Raw genomic sequence first — 23,546 nt, forward strand, 5'->3', positions numbered from 1 at the left:
GGATATCGTTATTTCTATTTAAAAAGGTAATAACGTATTACTGAAATATAATAGGCGTCCGCATGGAAAGTGATATTCATTGTGCCTATGATCACTAGACATAAGCAAGCCCGGCACAACGAAGACGGTTGTGCATGTAAACAGGGAAGGGGATGGCTGATTCAAGCACTTGGCATGGGTGAGACGCATCATGTGAAGTTTACACGTGATAGAGGATAAGGCTCGTTAAGATTCACCGCGGTAACCATATAACGTGTAGTGGTAAGAATATTGTGTTATGCGCTCAATAGGGGTAGTCTAGCCTTGTTGAGAATGTTTATCAATTGGCTTTGCAGATCACTCTTCTTTCCCCTGAAGTAGAAATGATGCGAGCCCTACTGTATTCAGGAATTGCCAACGTATGAATGCTCACCCCTCCCAGCACAAGCGTCCATCCCGCCTTTCTGCTTCTGACAGCGGCTCAGGCAGTTCCCCTTTTGCGGGAATGACCTTCAAAGTGCTGACATGGGGGGTGACCTCAATGCTTTCGCTGTGTGCCACTCAGAGCATGGCCGCAACGGCATCCACCAGCAATAGCGACACTCATGCCGAAACGACCAATAGCAGCGAACTGCCCACCGTCAATGTTGTGTCTACGGCACTAAGCGACACAACGGAAGGCACTGGGCTATGGACAACAGGCACAACGACCAGTTCGATTCGCCTGCCAATGTCCGTTCGTGAAACGCCACAGTCTGTCAGCGTGATTACCGACCAGCGCATGAAAGACCGCAACATGACATCGCTTGAAGATGTTATGCGCGATGTCACAGGGGTCAACGTGATGACGGATACAGGGGGGCGCTATCACTTCGAATCGCGCGGTTTTGCCATTCAGAACGTACAGCAAGACGGCGCTAACTCATTGCCGGGGTCGCCGTCGGGCAACATCTATCGTTCAGCGATCGATATGCCTGATATGGCCATCTACGACCATGTCGAAGTGCTGCGTGGTGCATCTGGCCTATTGCAAGGGAACGGCACCCCCGGTGGTTCCGTAAACCTGGTACGCAAGCGCCCCACCGATACGTTCCAGGCATCCACCTCTATGACCGTAGGGTCACATGGGCTGCGCCGTAACGAGGCTGATATGTCAGGGCCTATCGGCTTACAGGGTCGTCTGAAAGGGCGGGCGGTGATCGTCAATGAAGATCGGGGCTCGGACAAGTCCGATGTTGACAGTGATCTGAGCGGTTTCTTCGGCACGCTTGAATACGATCTGGATGACCATACTCGCGTGGATGTCGGTCTTTATCGTCAGCGCTCACACAAGACACCAGATATCTATGGAGTGCCACTGAGTAGCACTGGACAGGATCTGGGCCTTTCTCGTTCGACGTTCTTAGGGGCCGACTGGAACGCAGCACAGTATGATCGTCTTGATCTGTTCACCAGCGTTACCCATGATTTCGATAATGGTTGGACGACCAAAGGTACGCTGAATTTCACTCGCTCGCGTGCGGACAGTAAAGGTGCCAATGCGTTTGGAGCCGTTGATGCCGATACGGGTTATCGTGTTGCTGAATCCACCCTATACGATGGGGCGTCTCAGTACCATAACACGGCCGATCAGACGGCTTTCAATTTCAATGCGACAGGGCCTTTCCAGTTGTTGGGGCGCCAACATGAGCTTGTGTTGGGTGCTGATATCAAAACAGATTCGTCCTATAACGTGACGAAGCTGAAAACATATAAATCGACCAATCCCGCTGATGTGTCGGCTGACAACGGCCTATCAGCAAGCGTTTTCGACTGGAATTCTGGCGCGATTCCTGAGCCTAATTGGGCCAGCATCTCGGCCTCACTTAACGTCCACTACCTCCAGCGCCAGCAGGCCATCTATGCGGCAAGCCGTTTCTCGCTTACGGATGATGTGAAGTTTATCGTAGGTGGTCGTTTGACCGAATATGATATCTATACGCTTGACCGCGATGACCACACCTCTACTCGTAATCGATGGCATGGTGTGACCACTCCGTATGCAGGACTGACATGGGATTTCATGCCCAACTGGACAGCCTATGCCAGTTACACCAGCATTTTCCAACCTCAGACAGCTACCGATGCCAATGGGAAAATGCTTGATCCTATCGAAGGTAATGGGTACGAAACCGGGGTCAAAGGTAGCCTGTTCAATGGCGCGCTAGACGGCAGCATTGCTTTGTTCCGTATCGATCAGGAAAATCGTGCGGTTACCGCTGTAAATACGTCGGGCTGCAAAGATCCGAACTCCTGTTATGAGGCTTCGGGACTGGTGCGTAGCCAAGGTATTGAACTTGAGCTGGCAGGTTCGCCGCTAAATGGGCTGCGACTGGGTGGGGGCTATACCTACAACGATATACGCTATGAAGAAAGTGAAGGGCGATACACTAAAGGCGACCGTGGCAACAGCTATACGCCGCGTAATATCCTGCGCCTATACAGCCAGTATCAGCTGCCGGGAGAATGGGGCCAGTGGAGCATCGGTGCTGGCATGTCGACCCAGAGCGATACAGTTTCTGCTAAGCCGTACAATATCAAACAGGGTGGTTATACCTTGTTCAATGCGTCCATCGGCTATCGCTACAATGAGCACTTCGATATAGCACTCATCGGTAACAACCTAACGGATAAACGCTACTACGAGGCGTATAACAACCGCTCGAAGTACGCCAACAACTTCTATGGCGATTCTCGTAACGTTGCACTGCGCGCTACGCTTAGATACTGATATGCACTTTGCTTCTTGGGGGCTTCATGCGTAATCATCGGACGTCTCATTCTGTCAGCCCGTCAGATGCGGTGCTGAGAATGTCATCGCCCAAGCGTGCGTTCGGCATGAAAACAATGATCATCGTGGTGGTGGCTTGTCTGCATGCGGTGGGGCTGTATTGGGCGCTGATGCATACCATGAACGTCATCAATATCCCTGATCAGCAGCCGTCGGCGATCACCTTCGAGCTGAGTGCCCCCGCTGCGCCCAAAGCGGAGGCGCCCGGGCCGGTTTCGGTTCAGCCCGCGGTGCCTGCCGCGCCGCTTGTGCCCGAGCAGAAGCCTGCTAAGCCTGAAACGCCGCCGCGGCCTGTTGAACCCAAGAAGAAACCTGTAGAGAAGAAGCCTGTCGAAAAGCCTAAGCCGGTGAAGTCTGCGCCTGTCAAGACGCAGACGGCTCCCTCTGAGCCTGCTCCTGCCGCACCTTCTACTCCGACGGCGCCAGCTGCCACTCAGACCTCTGACGCGAGGGGCGGCGGCGCGGCAGCGGCACCTGCTGGCACGGGGGCTCAGCAAGCGGCTACTGTCCCGGCTCAGGTCGGGCGTTTCCAAGCGAATAACCCAAATCCGAAATACCCTATGCAGGCACGTCGCCGGCATATGGAAGGACTGGTGGTGCTGACGGTGCGTGTCAACGAGGAGGGGCGAGTCGTTGATGCGCGTGTTAAGTCGTCCAGCGGGCACGATCTGCTGGATGACAGTGCACTCGAAACGGTACGCCAGTGGCAATTCGAACCGGGGCGTCAGGGCAGCAGCACGACGGCCAGCTGGACGGATGTGCGCATCAATTTCCGCTTGAACTGAGTGGCTGTCTGGCCGCAGTGATCGCAATCAATGATTCTGGAAGGGACACGACATGACGCAATTCTCTGTTGAACAGTATGCCATTGGTATCCTGATTCTGTTCTCCGTAGTGACATGGGCGCTGGCGCTTATCAAGGCCGGTGTGCTGTTGAAGGCGCGTCGACAGAACGCGGCGGTCATCGACGCTTGGTCAAGGGACGGCAAGGCGACAGCTCATCGCGACGGCAACAGTGCTTGTGCGCACCTGTTGGCCGCAGCTCAGGATGTTGTGGCGCAATCCGGTGAAGGTGATGACGCGCGTGAGCGTTTGGAACGCGTCCTGCACCAGCAGGTGCGTATCGAACGACGTGGACTGGAACGCTGGCTGCCCGTGCTAGGGTCCGTGGCCTCAACGTCCCCCTTCATCGGGCTGTTCGGTACTGTGTGGGGCATCATGTCAGCACTGAAAGGCATTGGTATCGCGGGTACGGCCAGCCTAGACACGGTTGCCGGGCCAGTAGGGAGTGCCTTGATCGCTACCGGTATTGGTATTGCCGTAGCGGTGCCTGCCGTACTGTTCTATAACGGTTTGCTGCGTTTGGTGCGCGCCGAAGTGCACCGCTGGGAAGATTTTGCCTTCCTTCTGTTCGATCAGGCACAGCGCAACGATATCGACGGTTCAGCGGCACGCCGCTAGAAACGCACGATTTGACGAGCAGGAGAACATGCCATGCGTTTCCACGATAGTGAAGACGGCGAAAGCACCCTGAATGACATCAACGTCACACCGTTGGTCGATATCATGCTGGTGTTGCTGGTGATCTTTATTGTAACGGCGCCGCTGCTGACCAATACGATCCCGGTCAATCTGCCCAAAACCGATACGGTTGATAATGTTGCAGCACCGATTACCCCACTAGTGATCAACGTGGACCAGCAGGGCAAGATTACTCTGGATGATCGCACCGTTGCACTAGAGCAGCTTCAACAGCAGCTGAGCGACGCGGCGGCCAGCCGCAAGGAGCCCCAGGTGCAGCTTCAAGCTGATGAAAGCGTCAATTACGGTACTGTTGCCAAAGTGATGGCCATCATTGAGCGGGCGGGCATCACACGCCTATCGGTCATGACCGAGCGCTAGGCAGAAGGCTCTCGGCCCTGCATGATTTTCCTACGCTTTCCGTGCGTAAGGACTTGCGCCGAGAGCTGCTCTGGTGCATAATGCACAGCGTCAGTCAGGGCACGTTTTCTGGCAGACGGCGCTTTAATAGCGCATATGGATATGGCTGGATGGCAGAGTGGTCATGCAGCGGACTGCAACTCCGTGTACGCCGGTTCGATTCCGACTCCAGCCTCCATTTCCTTCATAGTATTTCCCCCTTGCAGTATCCTGCGTATCTATAAGCCCGAATGGCGAAATTGGTAGACGCAAGAGACTTAAAATCTCTCGCCCGTTAGGGCGTGCCGGTTCGATCCCGGCTTCGGGCACCAGTCCCATCAATGGGTTACCATTTCCTTCCTTGTATTACCGTTACCTTAGTCACAATTTGGCCGCCTTCCTATTTTATGGCTTCATGGCGTGTCATTGCTATGGTCTCTTAATATCTGCTTTTTAGCTGATGGAATACTTATTCCTCGCTGTATATATTCGTAGCGGTATTTTTGCTGGTGTAAAAGCGGATTTATCTGCCGTTGGTCTTGTTGTGATCGTATCTGAAGATGATAATGAAACGCCAACCTGCCAACCTGCCAACCTGCCAACCTGCCAACCTGCCAACCTGCCAACCTGCCAACCTGCCAACCTGCCAACCTGCCAACCTGCCAACCTGCCAACCTGCCAACCTGCCAACCTGCCAACCTGCCAACCTGCCAACCTGCCAACCTGCCAACCTGCCAACCTGCCAACCTGCCATGTTCTCGTTGATTCTTGACCTTTCGCTCGCTAATTCGGTATCGGAGAGTGTGAATTAAAAAGGTCTACGGTGATTTCAAGCGTGTTTTATATCCGAGTATTTAATTTAGATATTAACCTGATGATTAAATACTCTTGATTGCAATCATTATTACTGCCCTTTCAATGATATACCGAGGTTAAAACTGTAAACGGCGTGTGTGGAATTAGCTGTCGTTTTTTATATATGATGCCTGTCCTCCTTGGTTGCCCGATGAACAGGTGTTGCTATGTCTGATGCTCTCTCTGTAATGCACGTTGCTCAATGCCACTTGGCTGCGGAGGGTGCGCGATGAGTTTTGTGGCGCTGTTGCTTGTCGGGCTGGCTATGTCGGCAGATGCGTTTGCTGCTGCCATTGGGCGTGGGGTGGCCTTGCGTTCACCTAGCCTTCTTCAGGCCTTCAAGATTGGATTGGTGTTTGCGTCAGTCGAGGTCATTACGCCACTGATTGGATGGATGATCGGGCGTACGGCGCTGCCTTACATCTCAGCCTGGGATCATTGGGTGGCCTTTCTGCTGCTGTTGGGCTTGGGGGTCAATATGGTGCGTCAGGCCGTGTTCTGCAGGAATGAGGACGAGGATGGTGCCGATGCACCCGTTGCGGAAAGAAGCGGTCGTTTCGATATTTCGCTGATCCTGCTGGCCTTTGCCACTAGTATTGATGCCTTGGCCATGGGGGTAAGTCTCTCGCTACTGTCTGTCAGTATCGTTGAGGCGGCGGCGGTGATTGGTTGCTGCACGCTGGCGATGGCGACGATCGGTGTGTTGCTCGGCAATTTTCTCGGGCGCTGTGGCGGTCGGCTCGTTGAAGTGTTAGGGGGAGTACTGCTGATCGGAATGGGCTTTCATATCCTGATGACCCATATATAGGGTGAGGCGCTTTTCAGCGCTCACGCCTGCATTGAATAATCATTACAAGCCCGGCTGCCATGCTGGGCTTTTTTGTGCGTTTCATTCCGTGATGCTGACGTGATGTTGGAGCAGTCTTATACGGCGTCTGTCTCTTAGTGCTCGTGTGTGGCGGTGTTTGCCGAGGCGGACGATGGCAGGGTGGCGGATGGTTCGCGATCCGTAGGCAGAACATCATCGTGAGGGCGTGTGTTGTTGGGCGTATCCGTTCCCGGCAGGGTATGCAGATCGTCGAGCGCTTCCTTGCCATTGACGTTGTCGAATTGGCCGTGAGCCTCGCCGATGCGAACGGTGATAGGGCGGTCACTGGTGATCAGATCGTACAGGTAATCGGTGTCTTCGGCGCTATGCGGCCTGTAGAGGCGCGAATGCCCTTCGCAGCGCGACTCTGCTGCCAGTGTTTTCTGATTGAGTTCCAGTGTGCCATCGGCTTGCCACAGTGACGTGTCGACTTCGCTGCTGTGCTGACAGCGCTTGTCGTGTCGAAGTGCAATCACGGTTTCGGCAGGCGAGGACGGGTCAAGCGACAGCGTGCGCATGTGCAGCACCATATCGGCATCCGTTGTGGCAGCAACGGCCATATAGTGCTGGTCATCGACAGGGAACCAGTCTTCGTCAGCATATGAAGTGTCGGTGTCATCTGCGGCAGCATTGATCGACAGGATAAGCAGAACGATGGCCGCAAGACGATAGGTCATCAGGGGGAGTGCTCCGTGCATTGCACAATAAGGTCCGTGTCTATGTCTTCTAGTCTGCTTGCTCTGCTTTCTCAAGCCATTCGGGAAAAAATAAAGCCGCCAGGCGCTCGACGGGCCCATTGCCTAGCGAGAAGAATTGCGTGAGCAATGTGGAAGAAGGCAATTGATAGGCACTCCGTAGGAATATATAGGGGCAGGTGCGCTGATTGCGCATTTTTGTGCGGATAATTGTAATTGGGTGGCGTCGGTATCTTTTTTTATGTAACGAGTGTGTCTGGTGTGCATCATAACCGTAAGAATGAAGAGCGACAGTTGCTTTCAATGCGTTACTAGAGGCATGGCGCTATGACGAATGACGCTGCGCATAGGCGTTCTAGGTAATGCCTTTAAGGACAGGTGAGGAAATGGGAGAAACGGTCGATGTATAAGGTGTCCATAAGAAACACGTGCTGAGCGATGAGGGGTGTGGCCGCAAACGTGGCGTATATCAGCCTTATCCTTGAGTGCCATGCGAATCATGTTCTTGGGGCGAGGCATGAAGGGGCGTATGGAGTGTGCTGCGCGCGTGTTCTAAGGAAGGCCACCTTGGCGAGCCTTGATTGAATGGGGGGGTTAAGGTGCGCAGAAGTGCATGATCGGAAATCATATCAGCATGAAGTAAGCGGTTTCTGGCGGGGAAAGAAGAGAGATCACGTAGATGATCATCCTTTGCAGGGGGGAATGGCACCGTGCAGAGTGCCATCATCGATTAGGCCCTCGTTCGAGGGCCTGTTCTTATTCATGTGAAGACCGCAGTGCTTTTGAAGCCGCGGTCTTTTTTTGTGCGTCCTAGCCATTGAGTGCTTGATAGATAGTGTTCGCCAAGGGGCGACTGATACCGGGAACATTGGCAATATCGTCCAGACTGGCCTTGCGAATGCCCTGCAGTCCACCGAAGTAGCGCAGTAATGCCTGGCGGCGTTTGGGGCCGATGCCTGCAATGCCTTCCAGCGACGACGTTCGGCGCTGCTTATCGCGCTTGCGTCGGTGGCCGGTAATGGCGAAGCGGTGCGACTCATCGCGGATATGCTGTACCAAGTGCAGGGCAGGTTCGGTGCCTTCCAATGTTACCGTCTGGTCAGTGGTCTCCAAGAACAGGGTCTCCAGCCCGGGCTTGCGCGTTGTGCCTTTTGCCACCCCAAGCAACGTCATGCGGTTGGATATCGCCAGTTCTTCCAGCACTTCGCGGGCCATATTGAGCTGTCCTTTGCCGCCATCCACGATCAATACGTCGGGAAACGTCTGGTCTTCATCGCGCAAACGGGTATAGCGGCGCGTTAGGGCTTGGCGCATGGCAGCATAGTCGTCGCCGGGTGCCACACCGTTGATGTTGAAGCGGCGGTACTCAGATGTATTGGGCCCCATGTCGCTGTCAAACACTACGCAAGAGGCGACGGTGGCTTCGCCGTGGCTGTGGCTTATGTCAAAGCACTCCAGCCGTTTGGGGGTTTCCGCTAGCCCCAGTGCTTCGCGCAGCGCAATAAAGCGTTGCCGGATCTGTTTCTGGTTCGACAGCGTTGATGCCAGATGCTGCTCGGCGTTGGTCTGGGCCAAGCGTACCCACTGCGCACGATGCCCGCGCACTTGGCTGGTTACGCGAATATGCCGCTCTGCATAGTGCGAAAGCGCTTCTTCAATAAGGGCCTGATCTTCCAGTGTCACGTTGACCAGTACCTCGGCAGGTACTCGCTGTTCTAGCCCCAAATAGTACTGACTGATGAACTCGCCCATCAGGGCTTCGCTCGGCAGATCTAGTCCATTGTCTGGTGTGAAGTGGCGTGTACCGAGCACACGCCCGTCGCGAATGCTCAGCAGCGTAATGCAGAGCCCGCCGGGCTGTTCGATATAGGCGAATACGTCAGCGTTGCCGTGCTGCATATCGACAGACTGGTGGCTCTGTAGGCTGCGCAGCTGCTGGATCTGGTCGCGGATAAAGGCTGCTTTTTCGAAGGCCAGCGATGAGGCAGCGGCTTCCATCTCATGGCTGAGGCGTATGGCAACCTGTTCACTGCGGCCTTCAAGGCATTGGGTCGCGTGTTCGAGCTGTTGCTGATAGTCGTGCTCGTCGATATAGCCCACGCAAGGGGCCGTACAGCGGCTGATCTGGTACTGCAAGCATGGTCGTTCTCGATGGGAGAATTCGCTGTCCTCGCAGTTGCGGATGCGAAAGATCTTTTGCATAAGCTGAAGCGTGTCGCGCACAGCAACCGAGCTAGGGTATGGGCCATAGTAGCGTCCGTCGTTGCGCGGTCGCCGAACGCGGCGCATCTCCAGCTTGGGAAATGCATGTCGAGTGTTTGCGAAGACATAGGGGTAGGACTTGTCGTCGCGCATCAGGATATTGTAAGGCGGGCGCTCTTTCTTAATCAGCGTTTGCTCAAGCAGCAGCGCTTCGGTTTCGGTGTGAGTCACCGTTACCTGGATGTCGGCGATATGGGACACTAACGCGCGCGTCTTGGTGTTGAGGCCCGTACTGCGAAAATAGCTCGACAGGCGCGCCTTTAAGCGGCGTGCTTTGCCTACATAAAGAATGTCGCCCTTGGCGTCATACATACGGTAGACGCCAGGTGCTTCCGAGACGCTGCGCAGAAAAGCGCGCGCGTCGAAACGAGTGTTCGTCGGGTCGTTTGTAGACACACGAGGTACCATGAATGCGGAGCCGGTCGAAAATCGTTCGAACGGTTCGAGGCCGAATAGAAATAGAAGCGCTAAGGCAAAAACGGGAGGCGAGATCGTTGCGGCTATCTGCCTTGATCACATACGCCTTAATATCGTCCCACAATGGGGGCATTCCGTGAACAGTGCAAGGCGATAAGGGAAAGTGTTGACTTTCATCTTACATCTCAATAGAATGCGCAGCGTGGTCTGGGGCCTTAGCTCAGTTGGTAGAGCGCAACGCTGGCAGCGTTGAGGTCATCGGTTCGAACCCGTTAGGCTCCACCAGATCTTCTACTTTGAATTCCGCTACCCATATTGGTAGACGGAATTTTTTTGTATCTGTAGTTTCTCTCCTTTTTCCTTCCTTGCCCCATGACTTTCTTATTGTCGGATGGCGTGGCCGCTTATTCTCTTTACCTCCCCTTACCCCTTTCGAGTGTTCTATCTACGCTATAGCATGATCTTATCGAGCGCTGCCGCTTTCCGGTGAAGTGGTCGTGCCCGTTATAGCCAAATCTGATGGGCATCATGAAGTGCGTTCATGGTCTGTGCGCTGGTATGAGTAGGCGAGGCATGCGTACAATAGTGGTAAGTCGTGCAGCGATGCACATCGATTCCCGTTCACGAACAGAGGACCGATCTCATGAGCGAGACGCTCGATACCATCAAGCAGCAAATCAACGACAACACGATCTTGCTGTACATGAAAGGCACGCCGCAGTTCCCGCAGTGCGGTTTCTCTGCTCAGGCGGTTCAGGCGCTGATTAACTGTGGCGAGCGCTTTGCCTTCGTCAACATTCTGGAAAATCCGGATATCCGTGCTGAACTGCCGAAATACGCCAACTGGCCGACGTTCCCGCAGCTGTGGGTCAACGGCGAGCTAATCGGTGGCTGCGATATCATCGTTGAAATGTACCAGAGCGGTGAGTTGGCAACGTTGCTGAAGGAAGCGGCGGCCAATGATGACGCTGAGAAAAATGCCTGAGCGTATCTGTCGTACATAGTGACAAAAAAGCCGCTCGATGATGAGCGGCTTTTTTGTGGCTGAACGTACGTCCAGCGAGCAATTGGCAACAGTGCTGTAGCGGGTATCCGCTCAGTAGAGGTTGTCATCGTCGTGAGCATCGATGCCCTGTTCGCGGCAGGCAAGGTTCCAGCCGCCCAGATCGCGGTAACGGTTGACCATGGCGCAGAAAAGGTCAGCTGTACGTTCCGTGTCGTAGCAGGCCGCGTGTGCTTGCTCATTATCGAACGCGATTCCGGCCGCTTCGCATGCTTTGGCCAATACGGTCTGGCCATATACAAAACCGCCGAGCGTGGCCGTATCGAAGCTGGAAAACGGATGGAACGGATTACGCTTGATACCGCTACGCGCGATGGCGGCGTTTAGAAACTGATGGTCGAAGGCCGAGTTGTGGCCGACTAAGATGGCGCGGCTGCAACCGTGGGACTTGATGGCCTTGCGTACCATGCTGAACAGCTCACTCAGTGCCTTTTCTTCCGTGATGGCAGCGCTCTGGCGCAGTGCACTGTCCAAGCGTATGCCGGTAAAGGCCAAGGCCGACTCCGACACGTTAGCACCTTCGAACGGGGTGATATGTGCGCTGTACGTGGTGTCAGGCAGCAGCTGTCCCGTGGCGTCCATGGTGATCAGCGTTGCACCAATTTCCAGCAGGGCATCGGTCGATGGGTTGAAGCCGCCCGTTTCAACGTCAATCACGACGGGAAGATAGCCGCGAAAGCGCTGGCTCATCTGGCGGGCCACGTTGGCATCGGTCATGCAGGTATCCCTTGCATCAGAGGTCATCCGCGGATGGCCTTCATGAGTAAGAAAGACATGCCTTTAAGAGGCAAGTGGTCGCGATTGTATCAGATTGGGCGCGATTCGTCCTCGGTGGTGTACGATAGGTCATACATGACGATATACTGCGGTATCAGCAATTTCATATGCATAGTGCGGAGATAACCGCCTATGGCGTACGCTGGCTGTACCACGATCAGTACAAACAAAAGGAGATGAGCATGTCCGACGTGAAGAAGGTGGTGCTGGCCTACTCGGGTGGGCTGGATACTTCCGTGATCGCCAAATGGCTTCAGGAAACCTACAACTGTGAAGTCGTGACGTTCACGGCCGATCTGGGTCAGGGTGAAGAAGTCGAACCGGCACGAGAAAAGGCACGTCAGCTGGGCATCAAGGAAATCTACATTGAAGATCTGCGCGAAACCTTCGTGCGTGACTATGTATTCCCGATGTTCCGTGCCAACACCATCTATGAAGGTGAGTACCTGCTGGGTACTTCCATCGCACGTCCGCTCATCGCTCGACGATTGGTTGAAATCGCCAATGAAACCGGTGCCGATGCCATCGCACACGGTGCTACCGGTAAAGGTAACGACCAGGTGCGTTTCGAGCTGGGCGCTTATGCGCTCAAACCGGGTATCAAGGTCATCGCGCCGTGGCGTGAATGGGATCTCAACTCCCGTGAAAAACTGATGGCCTACTGTGAAGAGCACAACATCCCAGTAGACTACGCTAAGAACAAGAAAAAATCCCCGTACTCGATGGATGCCAACCTGCTGCACATCTCCTATGAGGGCGGCATGCTGGAAGACCCGTGGGCCGAAGCGGAAGATGACATGTGGCGTTGGAGTGTCAGCCCCGAGCAGGCTCCGGATGCTCCGACCTACCTCGAAATCACCTACCGCAACGGTGATCCGGTTGCGCTGGATGGCAAGGAACTGGCACCGCACGAGCTGCTGGCCGAACTGAACCGTCTGGGTGGCGAAAACGGTATCGGTCGTCTGGATATCGTCGAGAACCGCTATGTAGGCATGAAATCCCGTGGGTGCTACGAAACCCCAGGGGGCACCATCATGCTGAAAGCGCACCGCGCTATCGAATCCATCACGCTGGACCGCGAAGCGGCTCACTTGAAGGATGGTCTGATGCCGAAGTACGCGGAAATCGTGTACAACGGTTACTGGTGGTCTCCGGAACGCCACATGTTGCAGGCCGCCATCGACGAAACGCAGAGCGTCGTCAACGGTGTGGTTCGCGTTAAGCTGTACAAAGGCAGTGTAACGGTTGTTGGTCGTAAGTCCGATGACTCCCTGTTCGATGCATCTATTGCAACGTTTGAAGATGATGCGGGTGCATACGATCAGAAAGATGCTCATGGGTTCATTCGCTTGAACTCACTGCGTCTGCGTATTGCCGCTTCTAAAGGTCGTCACGAAGTCTGATCTTTAGGTGGATACTATTGAGAATCGGCGCCTCATGCGGGCGCCGATTTTTTTATGGAGAACCTAGGGTGATCGTCTTGCCGTGCTGGCCGTATGTCCGGTCGCCTTCTCGCGATGATCACTATGCTGATATTTCTGAATGAGCGTGCTCTACGCTTGAGTTAGACCGTAGAAGGGATTGCGCGCGGTGAAAAATGCACACAGTATCGTGGCAATAACTTGTCATGCCCATAGGAGGGAAGCGCTATGTTGAAGTGGTTGAAACGCATTCTGGGCGGGACGGAATCGGCTGCGGGAAGCAAGAAACCGCAGGAAGCCGAGCCGCTGCGCTATCAGGGGTGCGATATCGTGGCGGCCCCCGTTGAACAGAATGGTCAGTATCGTATTAGCGGTACCATCCGGCAGCCGCCTGAGGAAGATGGTGATCTGTCGATTCCTTTTGATCGTGCGGACACCTTTCCTGATCGTGAAACGGCAATACGTATGACGCAGCTCAAGGCGCGTCAGTTTATCGACGAACAGGAAACACCTCTGTTCTAAATGTATTGCGTAGATGAAATAGAAAAGGGACGCGAGCGTCCCTTTTCTATTTTCTATGGGGGCTATTCGTTGGCGCGCGGTAAAGGTGAGGATGAAAGACTGCGAGCATGCACTACTGCTGAGAGGCGCTCATAAATGGGTGAGGCTATCAGCGCATATCAATGAATGGCGGTTCTGTTCAGAGTGAGCTTGTATGCGTAGCGGTCAAGCCGTAGCGGGCTCGGTTTTGTCCTTGAATTCGCACAGGTCTTCAATGATGCAGCTGCCACAGCGAGGCTTGCGGGCCACGCAGGTATAGCGACCGTGCAGTATTAGCCAGTGATGCGCATCTAGCTTGAACTCGTCTGGCACGACCTTCAGCAGTTTCTGTTCCACTTCATTGACGTTCTTACCCGGCGCTAACCCGGTGCGATTGGAGACGCGAAAGATATGCGTATCGACAGCAATCGTGGGTTCGCCGAATGCGGTGTTGAGGATTACGTTGGCTGTCTTGCGCCCCACGCCCGGCAACGCTTCGAGTGCCGCGCGTGAACGGGGTACTTCACCTTGATGGTGCTCAAGCAGTTGCTCGCAGAGTGCAACGATATGCTTGGCCTTGTTGTTGTAGAGGCCGAGCGTGCGAATGTGCTCTTTGATGCCGTCCAGTCCAAGCGCCAGCATGGTCTGCGGTGTGTTGGCTGCCGCAAACAGCGTGCGCGTGGCTTTGTTGACGCCGACATCCGTGGACTGTGCCGACAGCAGGACAGCAATCAGCAGCTCAAAAGGATCGTCGTTCCACACCAGCTCTGTCGTGGGGCGCGGGTTGGCATCCCGCAAACGAACGAATATCTCGTGGCGTGTGGCCTTGTTCATAACGGCGGTCGCATAGTGAAAGGGTGTGATGGATTCGCGGTGCAGTATAGGCGAAGCCTAATACCGTTCGCATACGTCGGTCAGGTCGGATCGAGTGCTTGGCGCGCGCGTTCCAGCTGATGCTGTGCGCGTTCCAGCTGTTCTTGGGCTGCCGCTACTTCCATTGGTCCTTCTTGGCGCTGGCAATGAGCCAGATGCCGTTCAGCACGGCGCAGCGTGTCTTCAGCTGCTGCGAGGGCAATGCGTTGAGAGCGGGCCTGCTGAACGACAGGTGTGACCGGGCGGGCGGCTGTCTGACCCCCTAGAGCTTGTAACTGTGCTTCGAGCTGGGGACGAAGAGAATCATCCCGCTTCATGCGGGCCAGCTTTATCTTCAAGCGACGGCGCAGAGCTGCGTCATCGGTAGGTGTGCTCGCTGCTGGTGATGTCGGGGTGGCGATGCGCTGGTGGCGGCGCGTACGGCGGCGTTCCAGCGCTTCCGCTTCCCACTGGGCGATACGGGCGATATGTGCCTGATGACGTTGGCGTCCCTGTGTGGCGCGGTGGGCCAGCCAAGCATGCTGTTCTTGCTCGGCGTGTGCGGCCAGCCAGCCAGGATGTGGGACCATGCTGATGCAGTCTACCGGGCATGGCATAACGCACAGCTCACATCCAGTGCATTCGTCGCGCAGGATGCTGTGCATCTGCTTGGGTGCCCCAAGGATGGCATCAACTGGACAGGCCTTGATGCACTTGGTGCAGCCAATGCAGATGTCTTCGTCGATAACGGCAAGCAGGGGCGATTCAGCGGGCTGAGCAAGTGGCAGGGGGGCTTTGTCCAGCAGAGTAGCCAGTGCATCGGCAGTCCGCTGCCCCCCAGGGGGGCAGCGGTTGATCGCTTCACCATCAACGATGGCCTTGGCATACGGCAGACAGCCTGGATGCCCGCACTTGCCGCACTGTGTCTGCGGCAGAAGCGCGTCGATCTGATCAGCGGTGATGTGTGACGCCTGCATGCTTAGCTGACTCGCTGACCCGGCTGTGCGCCGCAGTCCGGTGATAGCAGGTACAAGCCGTCATCGTTGCCCGTCGCTAGCACCATGCCTTCCGATACGCCGAAGCGCATCTTGCGCGGTGCCAAGTTAGCGACCATCACAGTCAGGCGGCCGATCAGTTGTTCAGGCTCGTAGTGCCCGCGAATACCAGAGAAGACGTTGCGGGTTTCGCCACCGAGATCCAATGTCAGTTGCAGCAGCTTCTTGGAACCCTCTACATAGCCAGCATTCGCAATGCGAGCGATGCGCAGATCGACCTTAAAGAAATCGTCGATGGTGATTTCATCGGCAATGGGTTCCATCGCCGCGGCAGCTGTCTCGGCTTTGGCATCTTGGCCACCGTTGCGGATCTGCTGCTCTTCTGCCAGTACTTCCTTGGACGCATCAAGCATCTGCTCGATGGCTTTGGGGTCTACGCGCTGAGCCAGCGGCTTGAACGGTGCGATGGCGTGATCAATCAGCGGTTGAAGGCGGCTGTCCCAGCTGAGGGAATCCACTTGAAGGAAGGCCTGTGCCTTGGTCGCCATGGCAGGCAAGATCGGGTAGAGGTAGGTCATCAGCTGGCGGAACAGGTTGATACCAGTTGAGCAAATATCCAGTACTTCCTGTTCTTTGCCTTCCTGCTTGGCCAGTGCCCACGGTGCTTTGTCGGCAATGTAGGTGTTGGCATCATCAGCCAGTGCCATGATCTGGCGAACGCCTTGGTTGAACTCGCGTGCTTCGAAGGCAGCGGCAATATCATCCCCAGCGTCAATGAAGCGCTGCAGCAGTTCGGGTTCAGTAACCGTGCTAGATAGGCGACCGCCTGCCTTCTTGATAAAGCCTGCACAGCGGCTCGCGATATTGACCACTTTGCCGACCACGTCGGAGTTCACGCGCGTCACGAAGTCTTCAAGGTTGAGGTCAAGGTCTTCAACGCGGGAGTTCAGCTTGGCGGCGAAGTAGTAGCGCAGGTATTCCGGTTCAAGGAACTGCGCATAGGTATCGGCCTTGATGAAGGTGCCGCGAGATTTGGACATCTTGGCACCGTTCACGGTCACGAAACCGTGGCAGTTGATGCCTGTTGGCAGGCGCATGTTGGCGCCTTTCAGCATCGACGGCCAGAACAGCGCGTGGAAGTAAACGATATCCTTACCGATGAAGTGATACAGCTCGGCATCCGCATTCGGGCCCCAGTAGCTATCAAAATCTAAGCCTTCACGATCAGCGAGCTGCTTGAAGCTGGTGACGTAGCCGATAGGGGCGTCGACCCAGACATAGAAGAATTTGTTTGGCGCATCCGGAATCTCGAAGCCGAAGTAGGGCGCATCACGCGAAATGTCCCATTCTTTCAGGCCGTTTTCGAACCATTCTTGCAGTTTATTGGCGATTTGCGGCTGGACGGTGCCGGACTGCAACCACTCCTGCAGGAACTCTTTGAAGTCCGGCAGTTTGAAGAAATAGTGAGTCGACGTGCGCAGTTCCGGTGTGGCACCAGAAATGGCCGACACCGGATTGATCAGTTCTGCTGGCGTATAGGTTGTGCCGCATGCTTCGCAGTTGTCGCCGTACTGGTCGGGCGTATGGCATTTCGGGCAGGTGCCCTTGATGAAGCGATCGGCCAGAAACAGCCCTTTTTCAGGGTCGTACATCTGTTCGATGTCGCGCGTGGCGATATGGCCTGCGTCGCGCAGACGACGATAGATTTCGCCGCTGAAATGGCGGTTCTCATCGGAGTTGGTTGAGCTGTAGTTGTCGAAGTGCACACCGAATTTAGCGAAGTCAGCTTGGTGGGCTTCGTTTACGCGTGCGATCAGCTCTTCCGGAGTGATGCCTTCCTGCTCGGCACGCAACATGATGGCCGTACCGTGCGCATCGTCAGCGCAAACGTAGTGGCACTCATGACCGCGGCTTTTCTGGAAGCGAACCCACATGTCGGTCTGGATGTACTCGAGCAAGTGCCCTAGGTGGATATCTCCATTGGCGTAAGGAAGCGCGCTGGTAACCAGAATCTTGCGTCTTGACATGGGGTGTGGCCTCGAACATTTGAAGTTGTCTGCACTGCCATGCCCTGCGGTAATCAGTGCTCAGGTACGTTGGTGCATGTGCAGACAGCGGCAGAATTCGGGATGATGAAGTGAAACGTCGCAATCATCCAATACTGATAGAATCGTACATTCTAACGCGTTAACCCGCATTTCGGTATGGGGTGCGCGGTGGGAACGCCAATAAAAACACCACTTTTTCTGAGGGTGTCATTATCGCGTGCGAGCTAGCCGCAGGCCTGCGATCGGAGCATGGCATTGCAGATTAAGCCAGAGTGTTGTTGTGGGGTAATGACGCGTGTCGTTGTAAAGTAGAGGAAGTGAAACGTCTGCGTGATTGGATGTGTTTCGATGCAGAAAAAAGGCGAGTCGTGCTGTTACCAAGCTGAACGGGAAGAGGGTGAGTCCTTGGTGCCTTGGTGAGAGCGGCCGCGCTTATGCCACTGAATGAATAAAGAAAAGGAGCAGGTCGATGGCGAATACGGTCGGGCATATCATTGCCGTTGCATCGGGCAAGGGCGGGGTCGGCAAATCGACGGTGACGGCGAATCTGGCGTTGGCCATGGCGGCGCGGGGCAAGCGAGTGGGTGTGCTCGATGCCGATATCTATGGTCCGAGTCAGGCACATATGCTGGGTGTCGATCCACAGACGCGCCCGGACATGATCGATGACAAGACCATGCGCCCCGTTGATGCGCATGGTCTTCGGGTAATGTCGATCGCCTTTTTAGTTGACGTGACCACGCCGATGGTGTGGCGCGGACCGATGGCCTCAACGGCTTTTCAGCAGCTCTACAATCAGACGCAGTGGGGCGAACTGGACTATTTGTTCATTGATATGCCGCCCGGCACGGGAGACATACAGCTGACGCTGGCACAGAAAGTCCCCGTGTCCGGTGCCGTCATCGTGACCACGCCGCAGGATATCGCGCTGCTGGATGCTGAGCGAGGAATCGAGATGTTCCGCAAGGTGCATGTGCCGGTGTTGGGAATTGTTGAAAATATGAGTTTTCATACCTGCTCATGCTGTGGGCACCAAGAAGCTATTTTTGGTGAAGGGGGCGGTCAGCGCATTGCCGAGCGTTACAACGCACCGGTCCTCGGCCGCCTACCATTGGCGCTGTCGGTCCGTGAGCAGATGGATAAAGGCGTGCCGCCCGTCATCGCTGCACCGGATCAGCCTGCCGCTCAGCACTTCGCCTCGATCGTGGCGCAGCTGGATGAGGCATGTCAGGCCCAGCCGGAAGCCTCAGGTCCCACCATTGGCTTCAGCTGATGCGGGCGCTGATAATGTGGTGATGGGGAAAGTCTGGTATCCTCGCGCACAAGCACAGACGGCTGGCCATAGCGGTCAGTCATGACTTCACAGATTGACAGGTAGGCGCAGCGCATGAGTATCAAATCGGACCACTGGATTCGTCGAATGGCACGCGACCACGGCATGATCGAGCCTTTCGAAGCCGATCAGGTCCGTAACGCTGAAGACGGGCAGCGCGTCATTTCCTATGGCACCTCCAGCTATGGCTATGACGTCCGCTGTGCAAACGAATTCAAGGTGTTCACTAACATCTTCTCTGCGACCGTTGACCCTAAGAACTTCGATGATCGCAGCTTCGTAGACGTGACGGGCGACGTCTGCATTATTCCGCCGAACTCGTTTGCGCTGGCACGTACGGTGGAATATTTCCGCATCCCGCGCAGCGTTCTGACGGTATGCTTGGGTAAATCCACATACGCGCGCTGCGGCATCATCGTTAACGTCACGCCGTTGGAACCTGAGTGGGAAGGGCACGTGACGCTGGAATTTTCCAACACCACTAACCTGCCCGCGAAGATCTATGCCAACGAAGGCGTGGCGCAGATGCTGTTCTTTGAATCCGACGAAATCTGCGATGTGTCCTACGGCGATCGCAACGGTAAATACCAAGGCCAGCGTGGCGTCACTCTGCCGCGTACCTGATCGCGCGCGACTCCGCTAAGGCGAGCACGACCGGCTGCGCCGACATAGTGCTGTTTGTGAATGGAAAAGCACCAACCGTTAAGGTTGGTGCTTTTTTTATGCGCTGTGCACAAACGAAGAGTTTTATCGTAGCGATGATGTTCAGAACGCCTTGATGTGGAGTGCGGTGAACGATCGGATGTTTAATGTGTCGGGCCATGGCACTGCCTGAGAGCTCCTAGGCTATGGCGTAATAACGCATCAATGGCGTCATCTAACTGTCATCGATCGGTGACTATAGTGGGCGCAACATATTGAAGGCAAAAGGAGATAGGCAGTGAAGATCATGCAGTGGTTCGCCGGTAGTGCGTTAGCGGTGCTCTTTTCCGTACCGTTAGCGTCAGGAATGGAGGGGGCGACGCAGATCCGTATGCCTTGTCCGATGGGAGATTGTTCGGCAGGTGTCTCTCTGAACTATATCGGTGAGTATTCGTTACCGTGGGATACTCAATTTGATGGTATTCCCTTCGGAGGGATATCGGGGCTGGATTTCGATCCCGCAACGGGCCACTACTTGGCCATCAGCGATGACCGATCGCAGAAGGCTCCCGCGCGTATCTATGAGCTGGCCATCGACATTCAGCCTGGACAGATACGGCGCGTTGATGTGGTACGCACCATCACGCTTAAGGATCGCAATGGACAGCCTTTCGCCGCAGGCAGTGTCGATCCGGAATCGGTCCGGCGTGGGCCGAACAACCAGCTCTACTGGACGAGTGAAGGCAGTGCGCGTGCAGGCTTGCCGTCCGTGGTGCGTGTTGCCGACAATAATGGCGCTTGGGTCAAAGAGTTTTCAGTGCCGGAAGGTTTTGCGCCCACAGCGGACAGGCAGAGTGGCATTCGTGACAACCTCGCATTTGAGGGGCTTGCCGTACTGCCTTCCGGCGACTTGATCGCGGGGATGGAAACGTCGCTGCGCCAAGATGGATCGATCGCGCGGCTGACGTCTGGCAGCTTAGCCCGATTCGTGCGCTACGATGCTCGCAGTGGCCAACCGACGGCGGCCTATACCTATCCTGTTTCACCGGTGCCGCAGCCTGCACTACGTTCTCCATATTCCAACGATAATGGCGTGTCGGAAGTGGTGGCACTCGACGATCATCGTCTGTTGGTTATTGAGCGCAGCTTTGCCAGTGGCTATGGGGCGACCATTAAGGTTTTTATGGCGGATATCGCCGGCGCGACCGATGTACTGCATCTGTCATCGTTGGCGAACACCAATCAACGCATCACGCCGATACGCAAGAGCCAGTTGATCGATTTTCGTGCGATGGGACTTGTGCCTGACAATATCGAAAGCGTTGCTCTGGGGCGTGCCGCCGATGGCAGCGAGGTACTTGTCTTTGCGTCAGATGACAACTTTAGCGTGCATCAAAAAAACCAGTTCTTCGCATTCAAGATTGAGCAACGACCGCATTGATAGATCCAGACGACTACCCTGCCACTGTGCAGGGTAGTCGGCACGCACCTCTATACTATTCTCGCCCTATTATTCGCCGTTGAGTTCTTCTTCGGCGTCTTCGTTTGATAGGCGAAGCCCGGTCGGTGGCAGCAGGATGCCGTCCAGCTCGGCTCCCTGTGCCCCCAGTTTTAGGCGTCCTTCTAGGAACCAGCGAATGGCGATCGGGTAGATCAGTTCTTCGCGAGCCAGCACTTTCTCTGCCAGCGTTTCCGCTGTGTCATCGCTGGCCACCTTGGCCACGGCCTGAATGATGAGCGGTCCCGTATTCAGCCCTTCGATGACGAAATGCACGCTGGCACCGTGCTCCTGTAGACCTTCATCCAGTGCACGCTGGTGCGTGTGACGCCCCACCAGTGCGGGCAGCAGCGATGGGTGACAGTTCAGCAATCGTCCGTTGAAGCGGCTGGTGAATATTGGGCTGAAGATGTGCCAGAAGCCATCAAGCACTACTAGGTCTGGGGCATGGCGTTCGATCGTTTTTATCAGTGCGCCATCATAAGCTGTCGGCGTGTCGTATTCATCACGGGGCAGTATGGCAACGTCGATACCTGCCGCATGAGCCTTTTCCGTGCCGGCAGTATCGGTGCGATCGGCAATGACGGCGACCAGTTCGCCCCCCAACTCATCGTGAGACTGAGCCTCGATCAGCGCTTCCAGCCGGTTGCCTTCGCCTGACAGCAGCGCGACGATGCGGCGGGGCGGCACTTGTTCGGGAGTGAAGCCTGAGTCGGTTTTGTCGTCCATGGGAAAGCTCCTGACGTGGTCGAAAAAGCAGTAATGACTGGCAAGTGCGGCAACCCGAAAGGGAAGGCTTGGCGTCAGTATGGCCTCACCGCGTGAACAATGAGGTATGATAATGACATGACAAGGTGTGCCGTTCATGACCAGCAAGAATAGAGGGGCCGCATTGTAGCACCATCCGCGGCCATTATAGAGTCGCCAATGGGCATGGATACGAGCACACCAGGGACGGAGTGACAGGCAGGACGGCCTCGTTCACGACCGGGGATGACCCTTTAAGGGGAAACAGGTTTCAGGAGAAGCAATGCCGTGGCAATTGCCGTTGGGCGTGGGTATCCATGATGACGCAACGTTTGCCAGTTTTCTGCCGGGAGATAATGCTGGCGCTATCGCTGCACTGAAACTTCAGCTGCAGCGTGCGGACGAACCGTTGGTCTATCTGTGGGGCAATGAAGAGACGGGGCGTAGCCACCTGTTGCAGGCGGCATGTCACGATGCCAGCGATCAAGGCATGCGTTCTCTCTATGTGCCGCTTCAGCAGCTGGGTCACTTTCCGCCGCTGATGCTAGAGGATACTGAGCACCTTGATTTACTGGCGCTGGACGACATTGACGTCGTGATGGGGCGAAAGCGCTGGGAAGAAGGGTTGTTTCACTGCTTTAATCGCATGCGTGATGCGGGTAAGCGCATGGTCGTCAGTGCGCCGTGCGCGCCGCGCCAGCTGGATGTCAAACTGCCTGATCTAGCATCCCGCTTGGGATGGGGCATGACGTTTCACCTCAGCCCACCGACAGATGAGCAGCGGCGCGATGCCTTGATTCTGCGAGCAGCGATGCGGGGCATGCAGCTCCCTCACGAGGTGGCGCGCTACATCCTGCATCGTGGCCCGCGGCGGCTGTCAGAACTGTTTGAAGTTCTTGATCGGCTGGACATGGCCTCGTTGTCGGCTAAGCGCAAGCTGACTATTCCCTTCGTGCGCGAAGCACTGGAGTGGTAGCGAGGCGCTTCATACCATGCCATATAGATCACCGGTGTAGTGCTATTCGCCTTGAAGCGTCAGCACTAGCGTCCGACGTCCTCCGTGATTGCGATGTTCGCACAGGTAGATTCCCTGCCATGTTCCGAGGTTGAGGCGTCCTGCAGAGACCGGAATCTGTACGCTAGGTCCTAACAGGCTGCTTTTCAGGTGAGCGGGCATGTCATCGCTGCCTTCGTAGGTATGGCGATAGTAAGGCTCGTTTTCAGGCACCGCATGGTTGAAAAAGCTTTCAAAATCGACCCGTACCGTCGGATCGGCATTTTCGTTAATCGTCAGCGATGCTGATGTATGCTTGATGAACGCGTGAAGCAGACCCACATTGATCTGGCGCAGTTCTGCGCTCAGTGCATGCTCTATTTCATCCGTAATGAGATGAAAGCCTCTGCGAAAAGGGGAAAGTCGGAGTTCTTTTTGTAGCCACATGTAGATGACGTTCCTTCACGTGCTCTTTGTAGGTAGTGGTTCTTTCCAATGCTTTGTTCACAAAAGCATGATGGTGCACGTCAACGATTACAAGCTGCTGTACTCGTTGATTAGCGTGCCTGCTAATTTTAGCTGAGTCTTATCTCGCCTTAAGTTTTTTCTTTTCTTTATCGAATTGCCTTTCGTTCGCATTATTTCTCCGCTATATCTACCCTCCTATCAGGGGCCGGTCTCATGGCGCAATAAGGGGCTATTGAGATAGAGGCTGGCGCACCGTGGGTGATTGCGAGACAGATTCGTTCCCCATCCTTCTATGTCAACGCGGCGGTGCCGAAGTCATATGGCGGCATCGCACCCGTGGAT

Annotated in this window: 20 protein-coding genes, 3 tRNA genes and 1 pseudogene; 16 read left to right on the forward strand and 8 right to left on the reverse strand. The window is 55.3% G+C overall.

The features are described 5' to 3' along the window. The first annotated feature begins 400 nt into the window (after positions 1-400). The 8 genes from ZBT109_RS04535 (at position 401) to ZBT109_RS04570 (ending at position 6,392) form a co-directional block, all read left to right on the forward strand. A complete protein-coding gene (locus ZBT109_RS04535) occupies positions 401-2,749 on the forward strand; it encodes a TonB-dependent siderophore receptor (protein WP_051524178.1) in 2,349 nt (782 codons plus the stop codon). Positions 2,750-2,829: 80 nt separating this feature from the next. Beyond that, the gene (locus ZBT109_RS04540) at positions 2,830-3,594 is read left to right on the forward strand and encodes an energy transducer TonB (protein ID WP_051524179.1); all 765 of its coding nucleotides are present in this window, start codon (positions 2,830-2,832) and stop codon (positions 3,592-3,594) included. Positions 3,595-3,646: 52 nt separating this feature from the next. After that, positions 3,647-4,270 carry a MotA/TolQ/ExbB proton channel family protein gene (locus ZBT109_RS04545; protein ID WP_051524180.1) on the forward strand — a complete coding sequence of 208 codons (624 nt, stop codon included), beginning with the start codon at positions 3,647-3,649 and terminating at the stop codon, positions 4,268-4,270. Between the two features lie 33 nt (positions 4,271-4,303). Continuing rightward, positions 4,304-4,711, forward strand: coding sequence for an ExbD/TolR family protein (locus ZBT109_RS04550; protein WP_027706061.1), 408 nt, complete (start codon positions 4,304-4,306; stop codon positions 4,709-4,711). Positions 4,712-4,854: 143 nt separating this feature from the next. Continuing rightward, positions 4,855-4,928: transfer RNA gene (locus tag ZBT109_RS04555), tRNA-Cys, on the forward strand. A 46-nt stretch (positions 4,929-4,974) separates the two neighbouring features. Continuing rightward, positions 4,975-5,061, forward strand: a tRNA-Leu gene (locus ZBT109_RS04560). Positions 5,062-5,295: 234 nt separating this feature from the next. Next, on the forward strand, positions 5,296-5,541 hold the full coding sequence (locus ZBT109_RS13745) for a hypothetical protein (RefSeq protein ID WP_170144689.1): 246 nt from the start codon (positions 5,296-5,298) through the stop codon (positions 5,539-5,541). A 272-nt stretch (positions 5,542-5,813) separates the two neighbouring features. Then, entirely contained in the window at positions 5,814-6,392 is a 579-nt protein-coding gene (locus ZBT109_RS04570) for a manganese efflux pump MntP (RefSeq protein WP_027706062.1), read from the forward strand. Between the two features lie 134 nt (positions 6,393-6,526). On the opposite strand, the gene ZBT109_RS04575 is transcribed toward ZBT109_RS04570, so the two are convergent. Beyond that, entirely contained in the window at positions 6,527-7,129 is a 603-nt protein-coding gene (locus ZBT109_RS04575; protein WP_027706063.1) for a hypothetical protein, read from the reverse strand. An 828-nt stretch (positions 7,130-7,957) separates the two neighbouring features. Then, complete coding sequence (gene uvrC / locus ZBT109_RS04580) at positions 7,958-9,805, reverse strand: excinuclease ABC subunit UvrC (protein WP_027706064.1); 1,848 nt, start codon at positions 9,803-9,805, stop codon at positions 7,958-7,960. 230 nt (positions 9,806-10,035) lie between these two features. On the opposite strand from uvrC, the gene ZBT109_RS04585 reads away from it, so the two are divergent. Beyond that, positions 10,036-10,111: transfer RNA gene (locus ZBT109_RS04585), tRNA-Ala, on the forward strand. A gap of 358 nt (positions 10,112-10,469) precedes the next feature. After that, complete coding sequence (gene grxD / locus ZBT109_RS04590) at positions 10,470-10,811, forward strand: Grx4 family monothiol glutaredoxin (RefSeq protein ID WP_027706065.1); 342 nt, start codon at positions 10,470-10,472, stop codon at positions 10,809-10,811. 111 nt (positions 10,812-10,922) lie between these two features. Here grxD and rnt read toward each other — a convergent pair whose 3' ends face one another. Continuing rightward, on the reverse strand, positions 10,923-11,606 hold the full coding sequence (gene rnt / locus ZBT109_RS04595; protein WP_027706066.1) for a ribonuclease T: 684 nt from the start codon (positions 11,604-11,606) through the stop codon (positions 10,923-10,925). A gap of 242 nt (positions 11,607-11,848) precedes the next feature. Between rnt and ZBT109_RS04600 the strand changes: the two genes are divergently transcribed. Together ZBT109_RS04600 and ZBT109_RS04605 are read left to right on the forward strand one after the other, a co-directional pair. Then, positions 11,849-13,069, forward strand: coding sequence for an argininosuccinate synthase (locus ZBT109_RS04600; protein WP_027706067.1), 1,221 nt, complete (start codon positions 11,849-11,851; stop codon positions 13,067-13,069). Between the two features lie 246 nt (positions 13,070-13,315). After that, the gene (locus tag ZBT109_RS04605) at positions 13,316-13,609 is read left to right on the forward strand and encodes an HlyU family transcriptional regulator (protein WP_027706068.1); all 294 of its coding nucleotides are present in this window, start codon (positions 13,316-13,318) and stop codon (positions 13,607-13,609) included. 204 nt (positions 13,610-13,813) lie between these two features. Here the strand turns inward: ZBT109_RS04605 and nth are convergent, their stop codons facing one another. The 3 genes and pseudogenes from nth to metG all read right to left on the reverse strand — a co-directional run bounded on the left by nth (position 13,814) and on the right by metG (position 17,501). Further along, positions 13,814-14,461: an endonuclease III gene (gene nth / locus ZBT109_RS04610; RefSeq protein ID WP_027706069.1), complete on the reverse strand. Its 648-nt coding sequence runs from the start codon at positions 14,459-14,461 to the stop codon at positions 13,814-13,816. A gap of 602 nt (positions 14,462-15,063) precedes the next feature. Next, a pseudogene (locus tag ZBT109_RS14185) lies at positions 15,064-15,432 on the reverse strand (RnfABCDGE type electron transport complex subunit B); the annotation flags it as partial. A 26-nt stretch (positions 15,433-15,458) separates the two neighbouring features. Continuing rightward, a complete protein-coding gene (metG, locus tag ZBT109_RS04620; RefSeq protein WP_027706071.1) occupies positions 15,459-17,501 on the reverse strand; it encodes a methionine--tRNA ligase in 2,043 nt (680 codons plus the stop codon). 490 nt (positions 17,502-17,991) lie between these two features. Between metG and apbC the strand changes: the two genes are divergently transcribed. From apbC to ZBT109_RS04635, 3 genes are all read left to right on the forward strand, one after another. Continuing rightward, positions 17,992-18,795 (forward strand): iron-sulfur cluster carrier protein ApbC, encoded by an 804-nt coding sequence (gene apbC, locus ZBT109_RS04625; RefSeq protein WP_051524181.1) that lies wholly within the window; start codon positions 17,992-17,994, stop codon positions 18,793-18,795. Between the two features lie 114 nt (positions 18,796-18,909). After that, positions 18,910-19,479, forward strand: a complete 570-nt coding sequence (gene dcd, locus ZBT109_RS04630; protein WP_027706072.1) for a dCTP deaminase — start codon at positions 18,910-18,912, stop codon at positions 19,477-19,479. Positions 19,480-19,804: 325 nt separating this feature from the next. Continuing rightward, complete coding sequence (locus ZBT109_RS04635) at positions 19,805-20,938, forward strand: esterase-like activity of phytase family protein (RefSeq protein ID WP_038279471.1); 1,134 nt, start codon at positions 19,805-19,807, stop codon at positions 20,936-20,938. A gap of 69 nt (positions 20,939-21,007) precedes the next feature. Here the strand turns inward: ZBT109_RS04635 and purN are convergent, their stop codons facing one another. Continuing rightward, positions 21,008-21,724, reverse strand: a complete 717-nt coding sequence (gene purN / locus ZBT109_RS04640; RefSeq protein WP_027706074.1) for a phosphoribosylglycinamide formyltransferase — start codon at positions 21,722-21,724, stop codon at positions 21,008-21,010. Between the two features lie 301 nt (positions 21,725-22,025). On the opposite strand from purN, the gene hda reads away from it, so the two are divergent. Continuing rightward, the gene (hda, locus tag ZBT109_RS04645; RefSeq protein WP_027706075.1) at positions 22,026-22,718 is read left to right on the forward strand and encodes a DnaA regulatory inactivator Hda; all 693 of its coding nucleotides are present in this window, start codon (positions 22,026-22,028) and stop codon (positions 22,716-22,718) included. A 42-nt stretch (positions 22,719-22,760) separates the two neighbouring features. On the opposite strand, the gene ZBT109_RS04650 is transcribed toward hda, so the two are convergent. Continuing rightward, on the reverse strand, positions 22,761-23,183 hold the full coding sequence (locus tag ZBT109_RS04650; RefSeq protein WP_027706076.1) for a secondary thiamine-phosphate synthase enzyme YjbQ: 423 nt from the start codon (positions 23,181-23,183) through the stop codon (positions 22,761-22,763). Between the last annotated feature and the right edge of the window lie 363 nt (positions 23,184-23,546).

The sequence above is a fragment of the Zymobacter palmae genome (genome assembly GCF_003610015.1).
GTDB lineage: Bacteria > Pseudomonadota > Gammaproteobacteria > Pseudomonadales > Halomonadaceae > Zymobacter > Zymobacter palmae.

Bases quoted from the DNA above. Each gene is read 5' to 3' on its own strand.
- ZBT109_RS04535 (WP_051524178.1), top strand. From the start codon at position 401: ATGAATGCTCACCCCTCCCAGCACAAGCGTCCATCCCGCCTTTCTGCT.
- ZBT109_RS04540 (WP_051524179.1), top strand. From the start codon at position 2,830: ATGTCATCGCCCAAGCGTGCGTTCGGCATGAAAACAATGATCATCGTG.
- ZBT109_RS04545 (WP_051524180.1), top strand. From the start codon at position 3,647: ATGACGCAATTCTCTGTTGAACAGTATGCCATTGGTATCCTGATTCTG.
- ZBT109_RS04550 (WP_027706061.1), top strand. From the start codon at position 4,304: ATGCGTTTCCACGATAGTGAAGACGGCGAAAGCACCCTGAATGACATC.
- ZBT109_RS13745 (WP_170144689.1), top strand. From the start codon at position 5,296: ATGAAACGCCAACCTGCCAACCTGCCAACCTGCCAACCTGCCAACCTG.
- ZBT109_RS04570 (WP_027706062.1), top strand. From the start codon at position 5,814: ATGAGTTTTGTGGCGCTGTTGCTTGTCGGGCTGGCTATGTCGGCAGAT.
- ZBT109_RS04575 (WP_027706063.1), bottom strand. From the start codon at position 7,129: ATGACCTATCGTCTTGCGGCCATCGTTCTGCTTATCCTGTCGATCAAT.
- grxD (WP_027706065.1), top strand. From the start codon at position 10,470: ATGAGCGAGACGCTCGATACCATCAAGCAGCAAATCAACGACAACACG.
- rnt (WP_027706066.1), bottom strand. From the start codon at position 11,606: ATGACCGATGCCAACGTGGCCCGCCAGATGAGCCAGCGCTTTCGCGGC.
- ZBT109_RS04600 (WP_027706067.1), top strand. From the start codon at position 11,849: ATGTCCGACGTGAAGAAGGTGGTGCTGGCCTACTCGGGTGGGCTGGAT.
- ZBT109_RS04605 (WP_027706068.1), top strand. From the start codon at position 13,316: ATGTTGAAGTGGTTGAAACGCATTCTGGGCGGGACGGAATCGGCTGCG.
- nth (WP_027706069.1), bottom strand. From the start codon at position 14,461: ATGAACAAGGCCACACGCCACGAGATATTCGTTCGTTTGCGGGATGCC.
- metG (WP_027706071.1), bottom strand. From the start codon at position 17,501: ATGTCAAGACGCAAGATTCTGGTTACCAGCGCGCTTCCTTACGCCAAT.
- apbC (WP_051524181.1), top strand. From the start codon at position 17,992: ATGGCGAATACGGTCGGGCATATCATTGCCGTTGCATCGGGCAAGGGC.
- dcd (WP_027706072.1), top strand. From the start codon at position 18,910: ATGAGTATCAAATCGGACCACTGGATTCGTCGAATGGCACGCGACCAC.
- ZBT109_RS04635 (WP_038279471.1), top strand. From the start codon at position 19,805: ATGCAGTGGTTCGCCGGTAGTGCGTTAGCGGTGCTCTTTTCCGTACCG.
- purN (WP_027706074.1), bottom strand. From the start codon at position 21,724: ATGGACGACAAAACCGACTCAGGCTTCACTCCCGAACAAGTGCCGCCC.
- hda (WP_027706075.1), top strand. From the start codon at position 22,026: ATGCCGTGGCAATTGCCGTTGGGCGTGGGTATCCATGATGACGCAACG.
- ZBT109_RS04650 (WP_027706076.1), bottom strand. From the start codon at position 23,183: ATGTGGCTACAAAAAGAACTCCGACTTTCCCCTTTTCGCAGAGGCTTT.